The sequence below is a fragment of the Streptomyces sp. NBC_01450 genome (assembly GCF_036227505.1).
GTDB lineage: Bacteria > Actinomycetota > Actinomycetes > Streptomycetales > Streptomycetaceae > Streptomyces.
Genome location: NZ_CP109480.1, coordinates 8,680,431 through 8,695,691, shown reverse-complemented (window position 1 = coordinate 8,695,691; position 15,261 = coordinate 8,680,431). Strand labels below are relative to the sequence as shown.

General features: G+C 71.0%; 16 protein-coding genes. 8 read left to right on the top strand and 8 right to left on the bottom strand.

Annotation, left to right across the window (positions count from 1 at the left end):
- The first annotated feature begins 400 nt into the window (after nt 1-400).
- The 3 genes from OG568_RS38655 to mtnB are packed head-to-tail and all read left to right on the top strand — an operon-like array spanning nt 401 to nt 2,321.
- The gene (locus tag OG568_RS38655; RefSeq protein ID WP_266651311.1) at nt 401-1,000 is read left to right on the top strand and encodes a 1,2-dihydroxy-3-keto-5-methylthiopentene dioxygenase; all 600 of its coding nucleotides are present in this window, start codon (nt 401-403) and stop codon (nt 998-1,000) included.
- A complete protein-coding gene (mtnC, locus tag OG568_RS38650) occupies nt 997-1,716 on the top strand; it encodes an acireductone synthase (RefSeq protein WP_329534894.1) in 720 nt (239 codons plus the stop codon). Before OG568_RS38655 ends, mtnC begins: the two co-directional genes overlap by 4 nt.
- Complete coding sequence (mtnB, locus tag OG568_RS38645; protein ID WP_266415897.1) at nt 1,713-2,321, top strand: methylthioribulose 1-phosphate dehydratase; 609 nt, start codon at nt 1,713-1,715, stop codon at nt 2,319-2,321. Before mtnC ends, mtnB begins: the two co-directional genes overlap by 4 nt.
- An 80-nt stretch (nt 2,322-2,401) precedes the next feature.
- Here mtnB and mtnA read toward each other — a convergent pair whose 3' ends face one another.
- Nucleotides 2,402-3,433, bottom strand: a complete 1,032-nt coding sequence (gene mtnA / locus OG568_RS38640; RefSeq protein ID WP_329534893.1) for an S-methyl-5-thioribose-1-phosphate isomerase — start codon at nt 3,431-3,433, stop codon at nt 2,402-2,404.
- Nucleotides 3,434-3,583: 150 nt separating this feature from the next.
- Here mtnA and OG568_RS38635 point away from each other — a divergent pair, with 150 nt between their 5' ends.
- Both OG568_RS38635 and OG568_RS38630 read left to right on the top strand, forming a co-directional pair.
- Complete coding sequence (locus tag OG568_RS38635) at nt 3,584-4,255, top strand: FadR/GntR family transcriptional regulator (protein ID WP_266415893.1); 672 nt, start codon at nt 3,584-3,586, stop codon at nt 4,253-4,255.
- Between the two features lie 170 nt (nt 4,256-4,425).
- The gene (locus OG568_RS38630) at nt 4,426-5,421 is read left to right on the top strand and encodes a PAC2 family protein (RefSeq protein ID WP_266415891.1); all 996 of its coding nucleotides are present in this window, start codon (nt 4,426-4,428) and stop codon (nt 5,419-5,421) included.
- 94 nt (nt 5,422-5,515) lie between these two features.
- On the opposite strand, the gene OG568_RS38625 is transcribed toward OG568_RS38630, so the two are convergent.
- The gene (locus OG568_RS38625) at nt 5,516-5,644 is read right to left on the bottom strand and encodes a hypothetical protein (protein ID WP_329534892.1); all 129 of its coding nucleotides are present in this window, start codon (nt 5,642-5,644) and stop codon (nt 5,516-5,518) included.
- Between the two features lie 467 nt (nt 5,645-6,111).
- Between OG568_RS38625 and OG568_RS38620 the strand changes: the two genes are divergently transcribed.
- Both OG568_RS38620 and OG568_RS38615 read left to right on the top strand, forming a co-directional pair.
- The gene (locus OG568_RS38620; RefSeq protein ID WP_329534891.1) at nt 6,112-7,686 is read left to right on the top strand and encodes a S8 family peptidase; all 1,575 of its coding nucleotides are present in this window, start codon (nt 6,112-6,114) and stop codon (nt 7,684-7,686) included.
- A 72-nt stretch (nt 7,687-7,758) separates the two neighbouring features.
- Nucleotides 7,759-8,316 carry a hypothetical protein gene (locus OG568_RS38615; protein ID WP_329534890.1) on the top strand — a complete coding sequence of 186 codons (558 nt, stop codon included), beginning with the start codon at nt 7,759-7,761 and terminating at the stop codon, nt 8,314-8,316.
- A gap of 66 nt (nt 8,317-8,382) precedes the next feature.
- Here the strand turns inward: OG568_RS38615 and mshC are convergent, their stop codons facing one another.
- The 4 genes from mshC to OG568_RS38595 all read right to left on the bottom strand — a co-directional run bounded on the left by mshC (nt 8,383) and on the right by OG568_RS38595 (nt 11,924).
- Complete coding sequence (mshC, locus tag OG568_RS38610) at nt 8,383-9,612, bottom strand: cysteine--1-D-myo-inosityl 2-amino-2-deoxy-alpha-D-glucopyranoside ligase (RefSeq protein ID WP_266581350.1); 1,230 nt, start codon at nt 9,610-9,612, stop codon at nt 8,383-8,385.
- A 121-nt stretch (nt 9,613-9,733) separates the two neighbouring features.
- Nucleotides 9,734-10,561, bottom strand: a complete 828-nt coding sequence (locus OG568_RS38605; protein WP_329534889.1) for an SCO1664 family protein — start codon at nt 10,559-10,561, stop codon at nt 9,734-9,736.
- Nucleotides 10,525-11,115, bottom strand: coding sequence for a DUF3090 domain-containing protein (locus tag OG568_RS38600; RefSeq protein ID WP_266415881.1), 591 nt, complete (start codon nt 11,113-11,115; stop codon nt 10,525-10,527). The genes OG568_RS38605 and OG568_RS38600 overlap by 37 nt, the downstream gene beginning before the upstream one ends.
- 122 nt (nt 11,116-11,237) lie before the next feature.
- Entirely contained in the window at nt 11,238-11,924 is a 687-nt protein-coding gene (locus OG568_RS38595; RefSeq protein WP_329534888.1) for a histidine phosphatase family protein, read from the bottom strand.
- A gap of 98 nt (nt 11,925-12,022) precedes the next feature.
- Here OG568_RS38595 and corA point away from each other — a divergent pair, with 98 nt between their 5' ends.
- Nucleotides 12,023-13,021 (top strand): magnesium/cobalt transporter CorA, encoded by a 999-nt coding sequence (gene corA / locus OG568_RS38590; RefSeq protein ID WP_329534887.1) that lies wholly within the window; start codon nt 12,023-12,025, stop codon nt 13,019-13,021.
- A gap of 34 nt (nt 13,022-13,055) precedes the next feature.
- Here corA and OG568_RS38585 read toward each other — a convergent pair whose 3' ends face one another.
- The gene (locus OG568_RS38585; protein ID WP_329534886.1) at nt 13,056-13,844 is read right to left on the bottom strand and encodes a ferritin-like domain-containing protein; all 789 of its coding nucleotides are present in this window, start codon (nt 13,842-13,844) and stop codon (nt 13,056-13,058) included.
- Between the two features lie 234 nt (nt 13,845-14,078).
- The gene (locus OG568_RS38580; RefSeq protein WP_329534885.1) at nt 14,079-15,134 is read right to left on the bottom strand and encodes an LLM class F420-dependent oxidoreductase; all 1,056 of its coding nucleotides are present in this window, start codon (nt 15,132-15,134) and stop codon (nt 14,079-14,081) included.
- Nucleotides 15,135-15,261: the final 127 nt, after the last annotated feature.

Sequence of the window (15,261 nt, the reverse complement as noted above, 5' to 3'; positions counted from 1 at the left end):
CGACCGGAGCAAGTCCACGTACAGCCGCCGCACGAGCAGCAGCGTCTTCATAGGCAGATCATGTGAACGATTTCGGCCATGCGTCAAAGCGTAAGACTCGGATTCTCACTACTTGAGACAACAAATAGCTCACACCCGACGGGCCGGCCGGCGGGCGTTACGATCTCCGTACCGGCACCCGACCCGGGACAGTGAGGCTCCGATGACGACATCATGCGCGACAGCGATACGACGCTGTACCGGCGCGGCGTGTCGCGGCTGACCAGGTATTTCCCACCCGTCATCCGCCCGCGGAGGGCACCGCGCCCGGCCGCCCCGGACCTCCGGCGCCCCCTCCCGTTCCTCTTCCGGGTGCATGTCCAGCATCCGGACACGACTTCCAGATTCTGGAGCTCTTTCCATGACCCTGCTGACGACCTGGCCCGAGACCGGACCCGAGACGCTCGTGCGCCGCACCTCCGACCCCGCCGAGATCGCCGCCGCGCTCGCGCCGATCGGTGTGCGCTACGAGCAGTGGCCGGTCCGCGAGGACGTGCCCGCGGACGCGGACAGCGACACGGTGTTCGCCGCGTACGGTCCCGAGATCGAGAAGCTCAACGCGGAGGAGGGCTTCACCACGGTCGACGTCCTCGGGCTGCACCCGAGCGAGGACCCCGAGTACCCCGTCAAGGCGAAGGCCGCACGCGAGAAGTTCCTCCAGGAGCACACGCACGACGACGATGACGAGGTGCGCTTCTTCGTCTCGGGGTCCGGGATCTTCTACCTCCACGTGGGGGGCGAGGTGCACGCCGTGCTGTGCGAGAAGGGCGACCTGCTGGGCGTGCCGCGCGGCACGACGCACTGGTTCGACATGGGGACGTCGCCGTCGTTCACCGCGATCCGGTTCTTCCACGAGGAGGACGGCTGGGTCGGGAACTTCACCGGCGACCGGATCGCGGACCGTTTCCCGGACTTCGACACGATCGACGCGGGATACCAGCGGGACCGGGCCGCGGCGTGACCCTCCGGTTCGACGTGGACGCCGTGGTGCTCGACATCGAGGGCACCACGAGCGCCACGGGGTTCGTCGTGGACGTGCTGTATCCGTACTCCCGCTCTCGGTTCGGAGCACTGCTCTCGGAGCGGAGCGATGATCCGGCGGTGGCGCGGGCGACGGCGCAGGTGCGGGAGCTGATCGCGGAGCCCGACGCGGACGCCGCCCGCGTCGAGAAGGCCCTGAACGACTGGCTCGACGAGGACCGCAAGGCCACCCCGCTCAAGACCCTCCAGGGCATCATCTGGGCCGAGGGTTTCGCACGCCGGGACCTCGTCTCGCACTTCTACGAGGACGTCGTCCCGGCGCTGCGCGCGTGGCACGCGGCGGGTGTACGGCTGCACGTGTACTCGTCGGGGTCCGTGGCGGCGCAGCGGGCGTGGTTCCGGTCCAGCCCCGAGGGCGATCTGCTGCCGCTCGTCGAGGGGTTGTACGACACGGAGAACGCGGGTCCCAAACAGGAGCCGGAGTCGTACGCGACGATCGCGGCGGCGCTGGGCAGCGCGCCCGACCGGCTGCTCTTCCTCTCCGACCGGCCGGGCGAGCTCGACGCGGCGCGGGCGGCCGGGTGGCGGACCGTGGGCGTACGCCGCCCCGGGGAGCCGTACTACGAGCAGGGCGTCGGCGATCACCCGCAGGCGGGGACGTTCGACGAGATCACCATCGCGAGGAGCACCACATGACCGCCGAGCCGAAAGTCCTCGACCTCCAGGAGGCGGGCGAGATCCTGGCCGCCGAGTCGGCCCGCTTCACCTCCTTCGGCTGGATGCGCGGCACGTCCGGCAACCTGTCCGTCGTCCTGAGCCGGGATCCGCTGCGGCTCGCGGTCACCGCGAGCGGGCACGACAAGGGTGAACTCACCCCCGCCGACGTGGTGGTGGTGGACGGTTCGGGTGCGGCGGTCGCGGGCGGGAAGCCGTCGGCGGAGGCCGAGCTGCACGCGCGCGTGGCCGCGCTCACGGGTGCGGGGGCCGTCGTCCACGTCCACACCGTCGCGTCCGTGGCCATGGGGCGCCGGGAGCCCGGGGGCATCGTGTTCCGGGACCTCGAGATGCTGAAGGGCGTCGGCCAGCCCGCCCACGGCGTCGAGGTCACCCTTCCCGTCATCGCCAACAGCCAGGACATGAAGGTCCTGGGCGACCGCCTGGAAGCGGCCCGCGACCCCCACATGCCGGCGGTCGTCGTGGCAGGCCACGGCCTGTACGTCTGGGGCGCGGACCCGCGCCAGGCCCGCCATCACACCGAAGTGGTGGAGTGGCTGTTGGAACTGGAACTGACGCAGCGCTGATTCCGGCGGCGGGGGTCCCCGGGCAGGTGTCCGGGGCCTCGCCCACCACACAGGCCGCGGTCGTCAAGGCCCGCGACCCGCTACTTCAGGTGATCCCCGGGCAGTTCCCCCGCCGAGATCTCCAGCACCCCGCGTTCCGTCACCAGGCCCGTCACCAGGCGGCCCGGGGTGACGTCGAATGCCGGGTTGTGGCCTCGGGAACCGGTGGGAGCCGTGCGGATGCCCGACCACTCCAGCACCTCGTCCTCGCCGCGGAGTTCGATGTGGATGTCGGCGCCCGTGGCCGTGGTCAGGTCGACCGTCGTGGTGGGGGCGGCCACCAGGAACGGGATTCCGGCGTCCGCGCAGGCGAGGGCGACCCCGACCGTGCCCACCTTGTTGGCCGTGTCGCCGTTGGCGGCGATGCGGTCGGCGCCGACGATCGCCGCGTCGACCTCACCACGCAGAATCGTTCCTGCGGCGGCGCCGTCGGCCTGGACGTAGTGCGGGATGCCCTCCTGGACGAGTTCCCAGGCGGTGAGGCGGGACCCCTGGAGCAGCGGACGCGTCTCGTCGGCGTACACCACCTCGACCAGGCCGCGCGCGTGCAGCTCGCGGATGACGCCGAGGGCCGTGCCCCAGCCCGCGGTGGCGAGCGCACCGGTGTTGCAGTGCGTGAGCACCCGCAGCGGCCGGTCCACCGCGACCCTCTTGAGCAGCCAGTCCGCGCCGTACGCCCCCATCGCCCGGTTCGCCTCGACGTCCTCGCGCTGGACGGCCGCGGCCTCCGTGAGCACCGCGTCCAGTCCCTCGTCGAAGCGGGCCATCACCCGGTCGACGCACACCATGAGGTTCACCGCGGTCGGACGCGCCGCACGGACGCGGGCCACCGCCGCCCGCGTCTCCTGTACCGACCAGCCCTCGCGCTCGCCCTGCGACAGCGCGAGCGCCACCCCGTACGCCCCCGCCGCCCCGATCGCCGGCGCACCGCGCACGACGAGCCGCTGGATGGCGTCGACCAACGCGTCCACGTCACGGATCTCGCGGATCTCGGTGCGATGCGGCAGCACGGTCTGGTCGATGAGCGCGAGGCTGTTTCCGGTCCAGTCGACGGCGCGCAGTTCCTGGGGCATAGCGGGCACTCCTGATATTCCGAACGTCCGCGACACCGTACATGAGCTCGGGAAACGCCGACGTTTCTGTCCGTTCGGCCTGGTGACCCCACATAATGGCCGAAGACATCGGATGACTCAGCGACATCCGGAGTGACAGGGAGGTCCGCCATGGCAGTCACCGATGAGGCGATCGAGAAGATCAAGGACATGATCGTCTCCGGCACACTGCGCCCCGGCGACCGGCTCCCCAAGGAGAGCGAGCTCGCCGCCGACCTCGGCCTGTCCCGGAACTCCCTGCGGGAGGCGGTACGCGCGCTCTCGCTGATCCGCATCCTGGACGTACGGCAGGGCGACGGCACGTACGTCACCAGCCTGGACCCCCAGCTCCTTCTGGAGGCGCTGAGCTTCGTCGTCGACTTCCACCGGGACGACACGGTGCTCGAGTTCCTCGCCGTCCGCCGGATCCTGGAGCCCGCGGCCACGGCGATGGCCGCCTCGAGGATCAGCGAGCAGCAACTGCAGGCCCTCACCTCCCAGCTGGACGCGCTGGGCGCCGCCCCCTCGGTGGAGGAACTCGTCGCGTGCGACCTGGAGTTCCACCGGGGCATCGTGCAGACCTCCGGGAACTCGGTCCTGTGCTCGCTGCTGGACGGTCTCTCCGGGCCCACCACCCGGGCCCGGATCTGGCGCGGTCTCACCCAGGAGGACGCGGTCAGCCGCACCCTGCACGAGCACCGGGCGATCCTGTCCGCCCTGCGGGACCGCGACGCGGAGGCGGCCCGCTCGTGGGCCACGGTGCACATCGCGAGCGTGGAGCAGTGGCTGCGCAGCACGCTGTAGGTACAGCTCGGATGACTCGGGGGCGGTTCACGCCGGCGATCACGAGTGTTTCCGACCCCTCGGCGGGGCAGTGATCCGTTCACTCCCCCGTGCAAGGGGGCTGCGGAGGCCCCCTGCGCACGCCGTAAGGTTGGGGCGTACGTAAGGGGCACGTCGGAAGGAGGCGCTGGGTGATCGAGCTCGAGGGGGTTCCCGAGCTGATCGACCCGGTCATGGTGGCCGCGTTCGAGGGCTGGAACGACGCCGGCGACGCCGCCTCCACCGCGGTCGCGCATCTCGACAGAGAGTGGAAGGGCGAGGTGTTCGCGGCGCTGGACGCCGAGGACTACTACGACTTCCAGGTGAACCGTCCCACGGTGTGGCTGGACGGCGGGGTCCGCAAGATCACCTGGCCGACCACCCGCCTGTCGGTGGTCCGGGTCGGCGGCGAGAAGCCGCGCGACCTCGTGCTGGTCCGCGGGATCGAGCCGTCGATGCGGTGGCGCTCGTTCTGCAACGAACTGCTGGGCTTCGCACACGAGCTGGGCGTGGAGCTGGTGGTGATCCTGGGCGCACTGCTCGGTGACACCCCGCACACCCGTCCGGTGCCGGTCAGCGGGGTCACCTCCGACCCGGACCTGGCCCGCACGATGGACCTGGAGGAGACCAAGTACGAGGGCCCCACGGGCATCGTCGGCATCCTCCAGGAGGCGTGCACGCACGCGGGCGTACCGGCGGTGTCGCTGTGGGCGGCCGTACCGCACTATGTGTCGCAGCCGCCGAACCCGAAGGCGACGCTGGCCCTCCTCAACCGTCTGGAGGACCTGATCGACCTGCGGATCCCGTTGGGCGAGCTGGCCGAGGACGCGCGGGCCTGGCAGCTGGGCGTGGACCAGCTGGCCGCCGAGGACAGCGAGGTCGCCGAGTACGTGCAGACGCTGGAGGAGGCCCGGGACACCGCGGAGCTGCCGGAGGCGTCGGGTGAGGCGATCGCACGCGAGTTCGAGCGCTATCTGCGGCGGCGCGACGGCGGCGGTCCGGCGGGCCCGGCCCCGGGCGGGCACGCCACGGCCGACGGCAGCGACAGTTCCTCGTATCTGCGGGACAACCCCGGCGGTCGTCCGAAGCCTCCGAAGTCCCCGCGGCCGGAGACCGGCACCGACGACGAGGACTCTTCGGAGGACTGAGCCGCCGGATCGGACCGGGCCGGCTGAAGCCGAGCCGACGGAAGGGGCGGTGCGCACCTGGCGCACCGCCCCTTCGCGTTCAGACACCCCGCGTTCAGCACCCTGCGGTCACCTCACGTCGGCGTTCGACGGCGATCCCGTCGTACGGGGTGTCCGGCCGTCGAGTTTCAGCCCGGCCGCCGCCGACGGTGATGCCCTCCGGGCGGATGCCGTTCGGGCTCACGGTGCGCCCTTTCGGGCGGGAGCGGGAGTCGACCGGTCCAGCGGTCAACTGCCCCTGTCCCCCCACCACATGACCCCCGACTCCGCAGCCTTTGGCCGGTTTGCTGCGTGACATCTGTTTCAGGCCGGATTGCACAGGTTTCCCCATTCAACTTGTTTTCAAACCGAGTTGGCGAATACGGGGTGGACGAGTCGCCGTGGGCGTGCCAGGTTGTGCCCCGAAGGCGCGGCCCGGGGACGGGACATGGCAGCACCCGCAGGACCGAACCGAGAGGAGCGGTACGCGATGACCGACCAGGTACAGCCGACACAGGGCCCGGGAACAGCCGGGCCGGGACCCGACGGAGCCGGGTTCACCTACCGGGGAGCCGAGCAGGAGCTGATCGTCGTCGCACGCCCCGAGGCCCGGTTGCGTGCCGCGGCCGAGGGCGTCCGCTCGGCGGCGGCACGGACGTATCGGCCCTCAACATGTTCCTCAGTGACGAACAGCTCGCCCTGGAGCCGCTGTTCGGCGGCGAGGACCGCCTGCGGCAGTCCGCGGCGGCGGGCGGCGGGGACGGACCCGACCTCGCGCTCTTCTACCGGGTGCGCGGCGTCGAGAGCCGCGCCCAGGAACTGCGTTCACGGATCGCCGCGCTGCCGGGGATCGACACGGCCTACGTGAAGCCCGGCGCCGTACCCGCTTCGGTGGGGTCGGTCGGGCGCAGCGCGAACGGCTCGGCGAGCGCGGACGACGGCCGGCGGACGAAGGAAGGCGCGCCGGTCACCCCGGACTTCACCAGCCGTCAGGGCTATCTACGGCCGGCGCCCGAGGGCATCGACGCGTACTGGGCCTGGCAGCGGCCCGGCGGTGCGGGCCAGGGCGTGACGGTGATCGATGTGGAGGGGGCCTGGCAGCTGGGCCACGAGGACCTGACCGCGAAACTCGCGGGCGTGGTCGTCGGCACCCCGCTGACGGACCTCGCCTGGCGCAACCACGGCACCGCCGTCATCGGGGTGATCGGCGGCGATCGCGACGAGCGCGGGATCACCGGCATCGCGCCGGACGCGGTGACCGCGGCCGCGTCCTTCCAGGGCATGGGCACGGCCGCCGCGATCCACGCGGCGGCCGACCGGCTGGGCCCCGGCGACATCATCCTGGTCGAACTGCACGCTCCAGGGCCGCGGTTCGACTTCGAGGAGCGCGACGACCAGCAGGGTTACATCGCGATCGAGTGGTGGCCGGACAACTACGCGGCCATCCGGTACGCGACCGCCAAGGGCGTCCTCGTCGTGGCAGCCGCGGGCAACGGCGCCGAGTCGCTCGACGACGCGGTGTACGAACGGCGCCCCGCCGAGTTCCCCGCGTGGTGGCGCAACCCCTTCAACCCCGCCAACCCGTCCTCCGGCGCGGTACTGGTCGGCGCGGGCGCACCACCGCCCGGCACGCACGGCCGCGATCACGGCCCGGACCGCTCCCGCCTCGCGTTCTCCAACTACGGGGCACGGGTGGACGCACAGGGCTGGGGCCGTGAGGTCACGACCACCGGCGGCTTCTGGGACCGGCCCGGCGATCTGCAGGGCGGTGCCGAGGAGATCGGCTGGTACACGGACACGTTCTCCGGGACCTCCTCCGCCTCCCCGGTGGTGGTCGGCGCCCTGGCCGCGCTGCAGGGCATGCTCAAGGCGGCGGCCCAGGAACCGATGTCCCCCGAGCGTGCCCGCGCGGTGCTGCGGGCCAGCGGCTCCCCGCAGCAGGACGCGCCGGGCCGGCCCGCCTCCCAGCGGATCGGCAGCCGGCCGGACATCAAGGCGGCGGTCGCCCGTCTGCTGCCGGAGGCGGTCGGCTCGGGCCAGGCCGAACGGTACTGGGACGAGCTGCTGCCGTATCCGCGCGAACTCCCGCCCAGGCTCCGGCTGTTCGTGGCGGGTGACTGGCGCAACCTCAACAACCCCTCCTCCGAGATCCGTCAGGCGGTGCACTCCGCCTTCGCGGGCGGACGGCCCGACGTACGGGTCTGGTTCTCGGACGATGAGATCGTCGGCCTGGTCGTCACGGGCTGACGTGTCCGAGATCCACCCGAGGACGTACCCGCAAAGTCAACGATTCGATGATTCACGGAAGGTGGCACCCGTATGAGCACCACCCCGCAGATGAGTCAGCAGCAAGGAAACCAGCAGGGCATCCAGCAGGGGCAGCAGGGACCGAGCACGGCGCCGCCCCAGCAGTTCGGACAGTTCGGACAGCAGCAGCCCATGGCCTTCGGACAGCAGATCCAGCAGCCGTTCGGCCAGCAGCAGATCCCACAGCACCAGAACCCGCAGCTTCCGCAGTACCAGAACCCGCAGTACCAGAACCCGCAACCGCAGATCCCGCAGCAGCTCCAGCAGCAGCTCCAGCAGATGGGTCAGCAGCAGCCGTTCCAGCAGCTGCTGCAGCAGCTCAGCGGCCAGCAGCAACAGGCACAGGCCCTGACGAGCGGGATCGCCCAGCACTTCTGGGACGTGGTCACCCCGCTCCCGGGCCAGCCGTCGATCCTCTACCTGTTCATCGACAACACCTGGCGCCCCCTGGTGAACCCCAACCAGGTCACCCACGACGAGGTCCAGCAGGCCTTCGCCTACGGGCAGCAGGTCATCGGCGTCTACGACGCCAACAGCAACGCCGTACAGGCCGTCATCGTGAACAAGTGACGCTCTGAGAACGAAGGGGACGCCGGGCAGTACGACTGCCCGGCGCCCCCCACAGGTGAGGAAGTACTACAGGGCTACGCCCAGCAGGGCGTCCACGGCTCGCGAGACGACGCCGGGGGCGCCCTCGTCCGTACCGCCCGTCTCGCGCTGGAGCGCCGCCCAGCGGTCGACCGCGGCGAGCGCGGCCGGTGCGTCCAGGTCATGGGCGAGGGCCTCGCGGATCTCCTCGACCAGCGCCTCGGCGGACGGCCCGTCGGGCCGCGACACCGCTGCCCGCCAGTTCTCCAGACGGGCGACCGCGTCCGCGAGGACGGTGTCCGTCCACTCCCAGTCGGCGCGGTAGTGGTGCGCGAGGAGAGCGAGGCGGATGGCGGCCGGGTCGACGCCGTCGCGCCGGAGCTTCGACACGAAGACCAGGTTGCCCTTGGACTTCGACATCTTCTCGCCGTCGAGCGCGACCATGCCGGCGTGCACGTACGCCTTGGCCATCGGGAACTCACCGGTGAGCACCTGGGCGTGCGAGGCGCCCATCTCGTGGTGCGGGAAGGCGAGGTCGGAGCCGCCGCCCTGGACGTCGAAGCCCATCCCGAGGTGGTCGAGGGCGATGGCGACACACTCGATGTGCCAGCCGGGCCGGCCTTGGCCGAGCGAGCCCCCGTCCCAGCTGGGCTCTCCCTCCCGCGCCGCCATCCAGAGCATCGGGTCGAGCGGGTTCTTCTTGCCCGGACGATCCGGGTCGCCGCCCCGCTCGGCGGAGAGCAGGCGCATGGCGGCGGCGTCCAGGTTGGACACCTTGCCGAAGTTGGGGTCGGACTCGACGGAGAAGTAGACGTCCCCTTCGAGTTCGTACGCCGCGCCCGCGTCCCGCAGCCGCTCGACGAGCGGCACGATGCCGGGTATCGCCTCGACGGCGCCTATGTAGTGCCGCGGCGGCAGCATCCGCAGGGCGGTCATGTCCTCACGGAAGAGGGCGGTCTCCTGCTCGGCGAGTCCCACCCAGTCGACGCCGTCGCGCTCCGCCCGCTCCAGGAGCGGGTCGTCGACGTCGGTCACGTTCTGGACGTAGTGAACCTGCCGCTTGGTGTCGAGCCACACGCGCTGAACGAGGTCGAACGCGTTGTAGGTCGCCGCGTGACCCATGTGGGTCGCGTCGTACGGCGTGATGCCGCAGACGTAGATACGGGCGACGGGACCGGGGTCAAGTGCGACGAGACCACCGGTCGCGGTGTCGTGGATCTGGAGGTCGCGGCCCTCACCAGGCAGGGCGGGGACCTCAGAAGCGGGCCAGGCATGCATGTCATGAGCCTAACCGGACGGAACTTCCGTATACGACCCGGACCAGCCGTGATGACGAAGAACACCCTCTTGCGCAACGCCCGGCGATGTGCGTCACCCGGTCCTACGGGGCCGAGGGTGCCTACACCGGCGGCCAGGGGATCGCCGGCCACTCCCCGCTCGGCTCCGGGTGCTTCCCCGACGAGAGCATCGCCTCCACACGCGCCCGTGTGGCGTCGATCTCAGCCGAGGTGATGAGTTCGGCCAACCGGGTGGCGAGCGGCGCGCCCGGCGCCAGGCCGTCCCGCAGGGAGGTGAGGACCTCGACCGCCTCAGGCGTCAGCGACTCCCCCGCCCAGCCCCACAGCAGTGTGCGCAGCTTGTTCTCGGCGTTGAAGGTGACCCCGTGGTCGATGCCGTACAACCGCCCCTCACCGGCGGGCAGCAGATGCCCGCCCTTGCGGTCCGCGTTGTTGAGCACGGCGTCGAGCACGGCGAGCCGCCGCAGCCGGACGTCGTCGGCGTGCACGAGCAGCGCCGTCTCCCCCTCGCCGACCTCGGCGAGGCCGACGGCCTTCCAGCCCTCCGCGGGCTCCTCGCCCTCCACCAGGGCCAGCAGCCCGTCCCCGTCGGCCTCGGGCAGGGCCTCGATCCACAGCTGGCACATGCCCTCGCCGTAGGGCCCGTCGCGCAGCACGGTGGTGGGGACCAGCCCCCAGCCGGTGGCCTCGGAGACCTCGTACGCGGCCACCTCACGCTGGGCGAGGGTCCCGTCGGGGAAGTCCCACAGGGGCCGCTCCCCGGCGACCGGTTTGTAGACGCAGGACGCGTCCCGGCCCTCGTACGACACGGAGCAGTACAGCACCGCGTTCGACGCCTCACGGATCCGTCCGCGCACCTTCAGCTCGCCCAGGGCGAGCAGCTCGGCCGTGGTCACGCTCCGCGGCGGTATCCGTTCTGTCGCGGACATACGTGTCCTTCCGGGTCGAGCGGGAGGCTGCACAGCGGGCAGGGCGGCCGGCCCGCGTTGACGACGTCGAGGGCGCGCTTGGCGAAGGCCCTGGCCTGCGCACCGGTGAGCCGGACGCGGAGCATCGGCGGACCGTTCTCCTCGTCCTGGAGCAACCTTTCCTCGGCCTCGGCGAGGTCCTCGTCGGTGTCGGCGTCGAGCTCGACGAGGGCCTGCGCCTCGACGATCATGCGCTGTTCCTCACCGTCCCAGGCCAGCGCCATCGTGCCGACCCGGAACTCCTCCTCCACCGGGGTGTCGAGAGGGGCGGTGTCGGACACCTCGGTGGGGGCCATCGCCGGGACGGGGGCGCTGCCGCCGGTGCGCCGCACGACCTCGTCGAGGAGCTCGTCCATGCGCTCGGCGAGTGCGGCGACCTGGGTCTTCTCCAGGGCGACGCTGGTCACCCGGGGGCCTGAGGAGGCCTGCAGGAAGAAGGTACGGCGCCCGGGCAGCCCGACCGTACCGGCCACGAAACGGTCCGGGGGGTCGTAGAGGAACACCTGACGGGACACGTCCTGTCTCCATTGGAATCGGCATGTGGACCGGCTGCCTGCCTGGGTCCGCATCGGCTGCTGACAACTTGCTGACGACTACTTGCGCTGCTTCAACCGCTTCACCCTACTGCGGCCGACGATCACGGTGCGCCCGCACCGCCCCCGACCGGTGCGTCCCCGCTGGGGGGCTCCTCGCGCGGCGCCAGGGAGGCGAGGTCGCCCGTGTCCCCGAGGCGCACGAGGAAGGGGCGCAGTCGTGTGTAACGGATCGCGGTGATGGAACACGGCTCTACAGAGATCCGCTGGAAGAGATCGAGATGAAGTCCGAGTGCGTCCGCGACGAGGGATTTGATGATGTCACCGTGCGAACACATCACATATACGGCGTCGCCGCCGTGATCGCGCTCCACGCGCGCGTTCCACTCCCGCACCGCTTCGGCGGCCCGGGTCTGCATGGCCCGCATCGATTCTCCGCCGGGGAACGCGGCCGCGGACGGATGCGCCTGTACGACGTCCATCAGGGGCTCGTCCTTCAGCTCGGCGAGCTTGCGGCCGGACCAGTCCCCGTAGTGCGCCTCCCCGATCCGCTCGTCGGTGTGCACGCGCAGCTCGGGGCGGGCGTCGAGCAGCGGCTGCACGGTCTCCTGGCAGCGCTGCAGGGGGCTGGTGACGACTTCGGAGATCGGCAGCGCGGCGAGCCGCCCGGGCAGCGCCGCGGCCTGCTGGGCGCCGCGCGCGTCGAGGGCGACGCCCGGCGTCCAGCCCGCGAGCAGCCCAGCGGTGTTGGCGGTCGAACGTCCGTGCCGTACGAGAATCAGGGTGGGCATGCGGCCCAGCGTAAACGGGTGGCTCGGGGAGCCGGCGGGGCCTGTGGACAACGGCGGCCGGAGTGCGGTGCCGGCCGGACGGCGGGAGAATACGCTCCGTGATCGTCGACTGCGCCGTCTACCACGACGGGCGCCGGACGGAGGGCCCCGAGGACCTCTCCGACGCTCTGACCCTGGCACGCGCCGAGGGCGACGCGTTCGTCTGGATCGGGCTGTACGAGCCGACGGAGCAGGAGTTCGACCTCGTCACCGATGAGTTCGGGCTGCACCCGCTGGCGGTCGAGGACGCCCTCAAGGCGCATCAGCGGCCCAAGCTGGAGGTGTTCGACGACTCGCTGTTCATGGTCCTGAAGCCGGTCGCGTACGAGGCGGAGAGCGATGTCGTCACCACCGGTGAGGTGATGGTGTTCATAGGGGACTCCTTCGTGGTGACCGTCCGGCACGGCGAGTGCTCGCCTCTCGCGGAGGTGCGCCGCCGGCTGGAGGCGGATCCCGAGATGCTGCGGCAGGGGCCGACGGCGGCGCTCTACTCGATCGCCGACGCCACGGTCGACCACTACCTGGGGGTGGCGACCGAGCTCCAGACGGACCTGGAGGGGCTGGAGGCGGAGGTCTTCTCGCCGAGCGGCGGGGGTTCGCGGCACACCGCGTCCAGGATCTACACGTTCAAGCGGCAGATCCTGGAGTTCCGGCGGGCGACGGGCCCGCTGACCGTTCCGCTGACCCGCCTCTCGGGCTCGGGCACCGCCGGCGCCCCAGTGCCGTTCGTGCACGAGAAGGCGCACCCCTTCTTCCGCGACGTCAACGACCACCTGGCCCGTGTGAACGAGTCGGTGGAGAGCCTGGACCGGCTGGTCTCGGACATTCTCTCGGCGCATCTCGCGCAGATGAGCGTGCGCCAGAACGACGACATGCGGAAGATCTCGGCGTGGGCGGCCATGGCAGCGGTCCCCACGATGATCGCCGGCATCTACGGCATGAACTTCGACCACATGCCCGAGCTGCACTGGCTCTGGTCGTACCCGGCGGTGATCCTGGCGATGGCGACGCTGGAGTTCCTGCTGTACCACCTCTTCAAGCGGCGCGGCTGGCTGTGACGTGTTCGACGTACGGAGGGCTCGCGGCCGCGGGTCACGCCAACTCCGGTGCGGGCGTCGCGGGGCCTCCGAGGGCGTCGCGGTGCTCCGGCATCTTCAGGGAGACCATCCGGCGCCAGCCCGCGGCGCGCTCGTAGGCGTAGACGGCGTGGATGGCGGCGGCGAGCGTCGCCGCCTTGGCCCTCGACCAGCCGAGGATGCGTCCCATGTGGGCCATCACGGCGAGACTGACGTCCCGGTAGACGCGGATCTCGGCGAGCGCGCACTCGCGCAGTGTCCGCCGGATGGCCCGGCCGTGTCCGGCGGACGCCAGGCGGAGCAGCTCCTCGTGGCAGTAGGCGAGGTGCCTGTCCTCGTCCTGGGAGATCATCCGGACCGCGCGCCCGATGCCGGGATGGTCGCCGAAGTGCCTGCGCAGCAGCTCCATCTGCTCGGAGGCACGCTGCTCGGTGACCCTGCTGTGGGCGAGGTAGGTGACGATGTCCTCCACGGTGAGTGGCTGCTCGCTCTTCAGCTTGTCGTGCGCGAGGCCGATCCCGTGCCGTTCCAGGAGCATCGTGTAGTCGGTGTCGGCCGGGACCTCGGCCGGCGCGAGGCCGCGCCTGTTCATCAGGGCGTGGAAGATCCGCCCGTGCTTGTCCTCGTCGGCGCCGTGCCGGGTGATCTTCGGGGCGAGTTCGCGAGCGCTCTGCGGGACGAGGGCGGCGATGCGCGCGTTCTCCCAGCCACCCTGCGACTCCCCGCTGGCGGCTATGGAGCAGAAGAGCCGGAACGACTCGTCGTTGTCGAGGATCTCCTGGAACAGACTCTTGGCCGAAAGCATCGATGACACCTTTCTGCAGGGTCCGCAGAAAACGAGTCAAATGGGATGCGGGGGGCCCGGCAACCGATGTGTCGGACAAATGCGCCAAACGAAGGATGCCGGAACGGGACCGGGCGCGTAACCCAGGGCGCGCCCGCGCGTTGTTCCCGGAGACGGCCGTGGCGGGGAAGACCCCCGAGCCCCCACCACGGCCGCGGAACTTCTCGCGCCCCTCCGAAAACCGCTTCCGACGCGTTACGCCAGACCGGCCCGCTCCAGCGCGTCCGAACCGGCGCGGAGCGAGGCGATCCGGTCCTCCAGCGTGAAGCCGGCGGGCGACAGCGTGAGCGTGGTGACACCCGCCGCCGCGTAGGCCTGCATCCGGTCGGCGATGCGGTCCACGGAGCCGAGCAGCGTGGTCTGGTCGATGAGCGCGTGCGGAACGGCGGCGGCCGCGCCCTCCTTGTCGCCGGACAGGTACTTGTCCTGGATCTCGGCGGCCTCCTTCTCGTACCCCATGCGCCGGGCGAGCTGGTTGTAGAAGTTCTGCTTGGGGCTGCCCATGCCGCCGACGTACAGCGCGGTGTACGAGCGGAACATGTCGGCGAGCGCCGTCACGTCCTTGTCGGCGCCGACGGCGAGCGGCAGCGTCGGACAGACGTCGAAGCCCTCCATGGTCTTGCCGGCCTTCTCACGACCCGCCCGCAGGTGCCGGAGCGCGGTGTCCTCGATGTGCTCGGCCGAGGGGAAGATCAGCAGGGCGCCGTCGGCGATCTCACCCGTCTGCTCCAGGTTCTTGGGGCCGATCGCGGCGATGTACAGCGGGATGTGCTCGCGCTGCGGGTGCACCGTCAGTTTGAGCGGCTTGCCCGGACCGCCCGGCAGCGGCAGCGTCCAGTGCTCGCCGTCGTACGACAGCCGCTCGCGGGTCATCGCCTTGCGTACGATCTCGACGTACTCGCGGGTGCGGGCGAGCGGCTTGTCGAACTTGACGCCGTACCAGCCCTCGGAGACCTGCGGCCCGGAGACGCCGAGGCCGAGGCGGAAGCGCCCGCCGGAGAGCGAGTCGAGCGTCGCGGCGGTCATCGCGGTCATCGCGGGCTGACGGGCCGGGATCTGGAAGATCGCCGAGCCGACGTCGATGCGCTCGGTCTTGGCGGCGATCCAGGTGAGCACGGTGGCCGCGTCCGAGCCGTAGGCCTCGGCGGCCCAGCACACCGCGTATCCCAGTCGGTCGGCCTCCTGGGCGACGGCGAGATTGTCCGCGTCCATTCCGCCGCCCCAGTAGCCGAGGTTGATCCCGAGCTGCATGGCCGATCCCCTTACCGATCAGTAACGTCCCTTGTGCCGGAGACCCTAGCGCGCTGGTGGGCGCGGCGGTGGGAACGGGTTCAGGTCTGATCATCCAGGTTGTCCACAGGGCCCCCACGAGGCGAGT

What these genes read in the sequence shown, in the direction of transcription:
- OG568_RS38655 (WP_266651311.1), top strand. Translation starts at nt 401, where the DNA reads ATGACCCTGCTGACGACCTGGCCCGAGACCGGACCCGAGACGCTCGTG.
- mtnB (WP_266415897.1), top strand. Translation starts at nt 1,713, where the DNA reads ATGACCGCCGAGCCGAAAGTCCTCGACCTCCAGGAGGCGGGCGAGATC.
- mtnA (WP_329534893.1), bottom strand. Translation starts at nt 3,433, where the DNA reads ATGCCCCAGGAACTGCGCGCCGTCGACTGGACCGGAAACAGCCTCGCG.
- OG568_RS38635 (WP_266415893.1), top strand. Translation starts at nt 3,584, where the DNA reads ATGGCAGTCACCGATGAGGCGATCGAGAAGATCAAGGACATGATCGTC.
- OG568_RS38620 (WP_329534891.1), top strand. Translation starts at nt 6,112, where the DNA reads ATGTTCCTCAGTGACGAACAGCTCGCCCTGGAGCCGCTGTTCGGCGGC.
- OG568_RS38615 (WP_329534890.1), top strand. Translation starts at nt 7,759, where the DNA reads ATGAGCACCACCCCGCAGATGAGTCAGCAGCAAGGAAACCAGCAGGGC.
- mshC (WP_266581350.1), bottom strand. Translation starts at nt 9,612, where the DNA reads ATGCATGCCTGGCCCGCTTCTGAGGTCCCCGCCCTGCCTGGTGAGGGC.
- OG568_RS38605 (WP_329534889.1), bottom strand. Translation starts at nt 10,561, where the DNA reads ATGTCCGCGACAGAACGGATACCGCCGCGGAGCGTGACCACGGCCGAG.
- OG568_RS38595 (WP_329534888.1), bottom strand. Translation starts at nt 11,924, where the DNA reads ATGCCCACCCTGATTCTCGTACGGCACGGACGTTCGACCGCCAACACC.
- OG568_RS38585 (WP_329534886.1), bottom strand. Translation starts at nt 13,844, where the DNA reads ATGCTTTCGGCCAAGAGTCTGTTCCAGGAGATCCTCGACAACGACGAG.
- OG568_RS38580 (WP_329534885.1), bottom strand. Translation starts at nt 15,134, where the DNA reads ATGCAGCTCGGGATCAACCTCGGCTACTGGGGCGGCGGAATGGACGCG.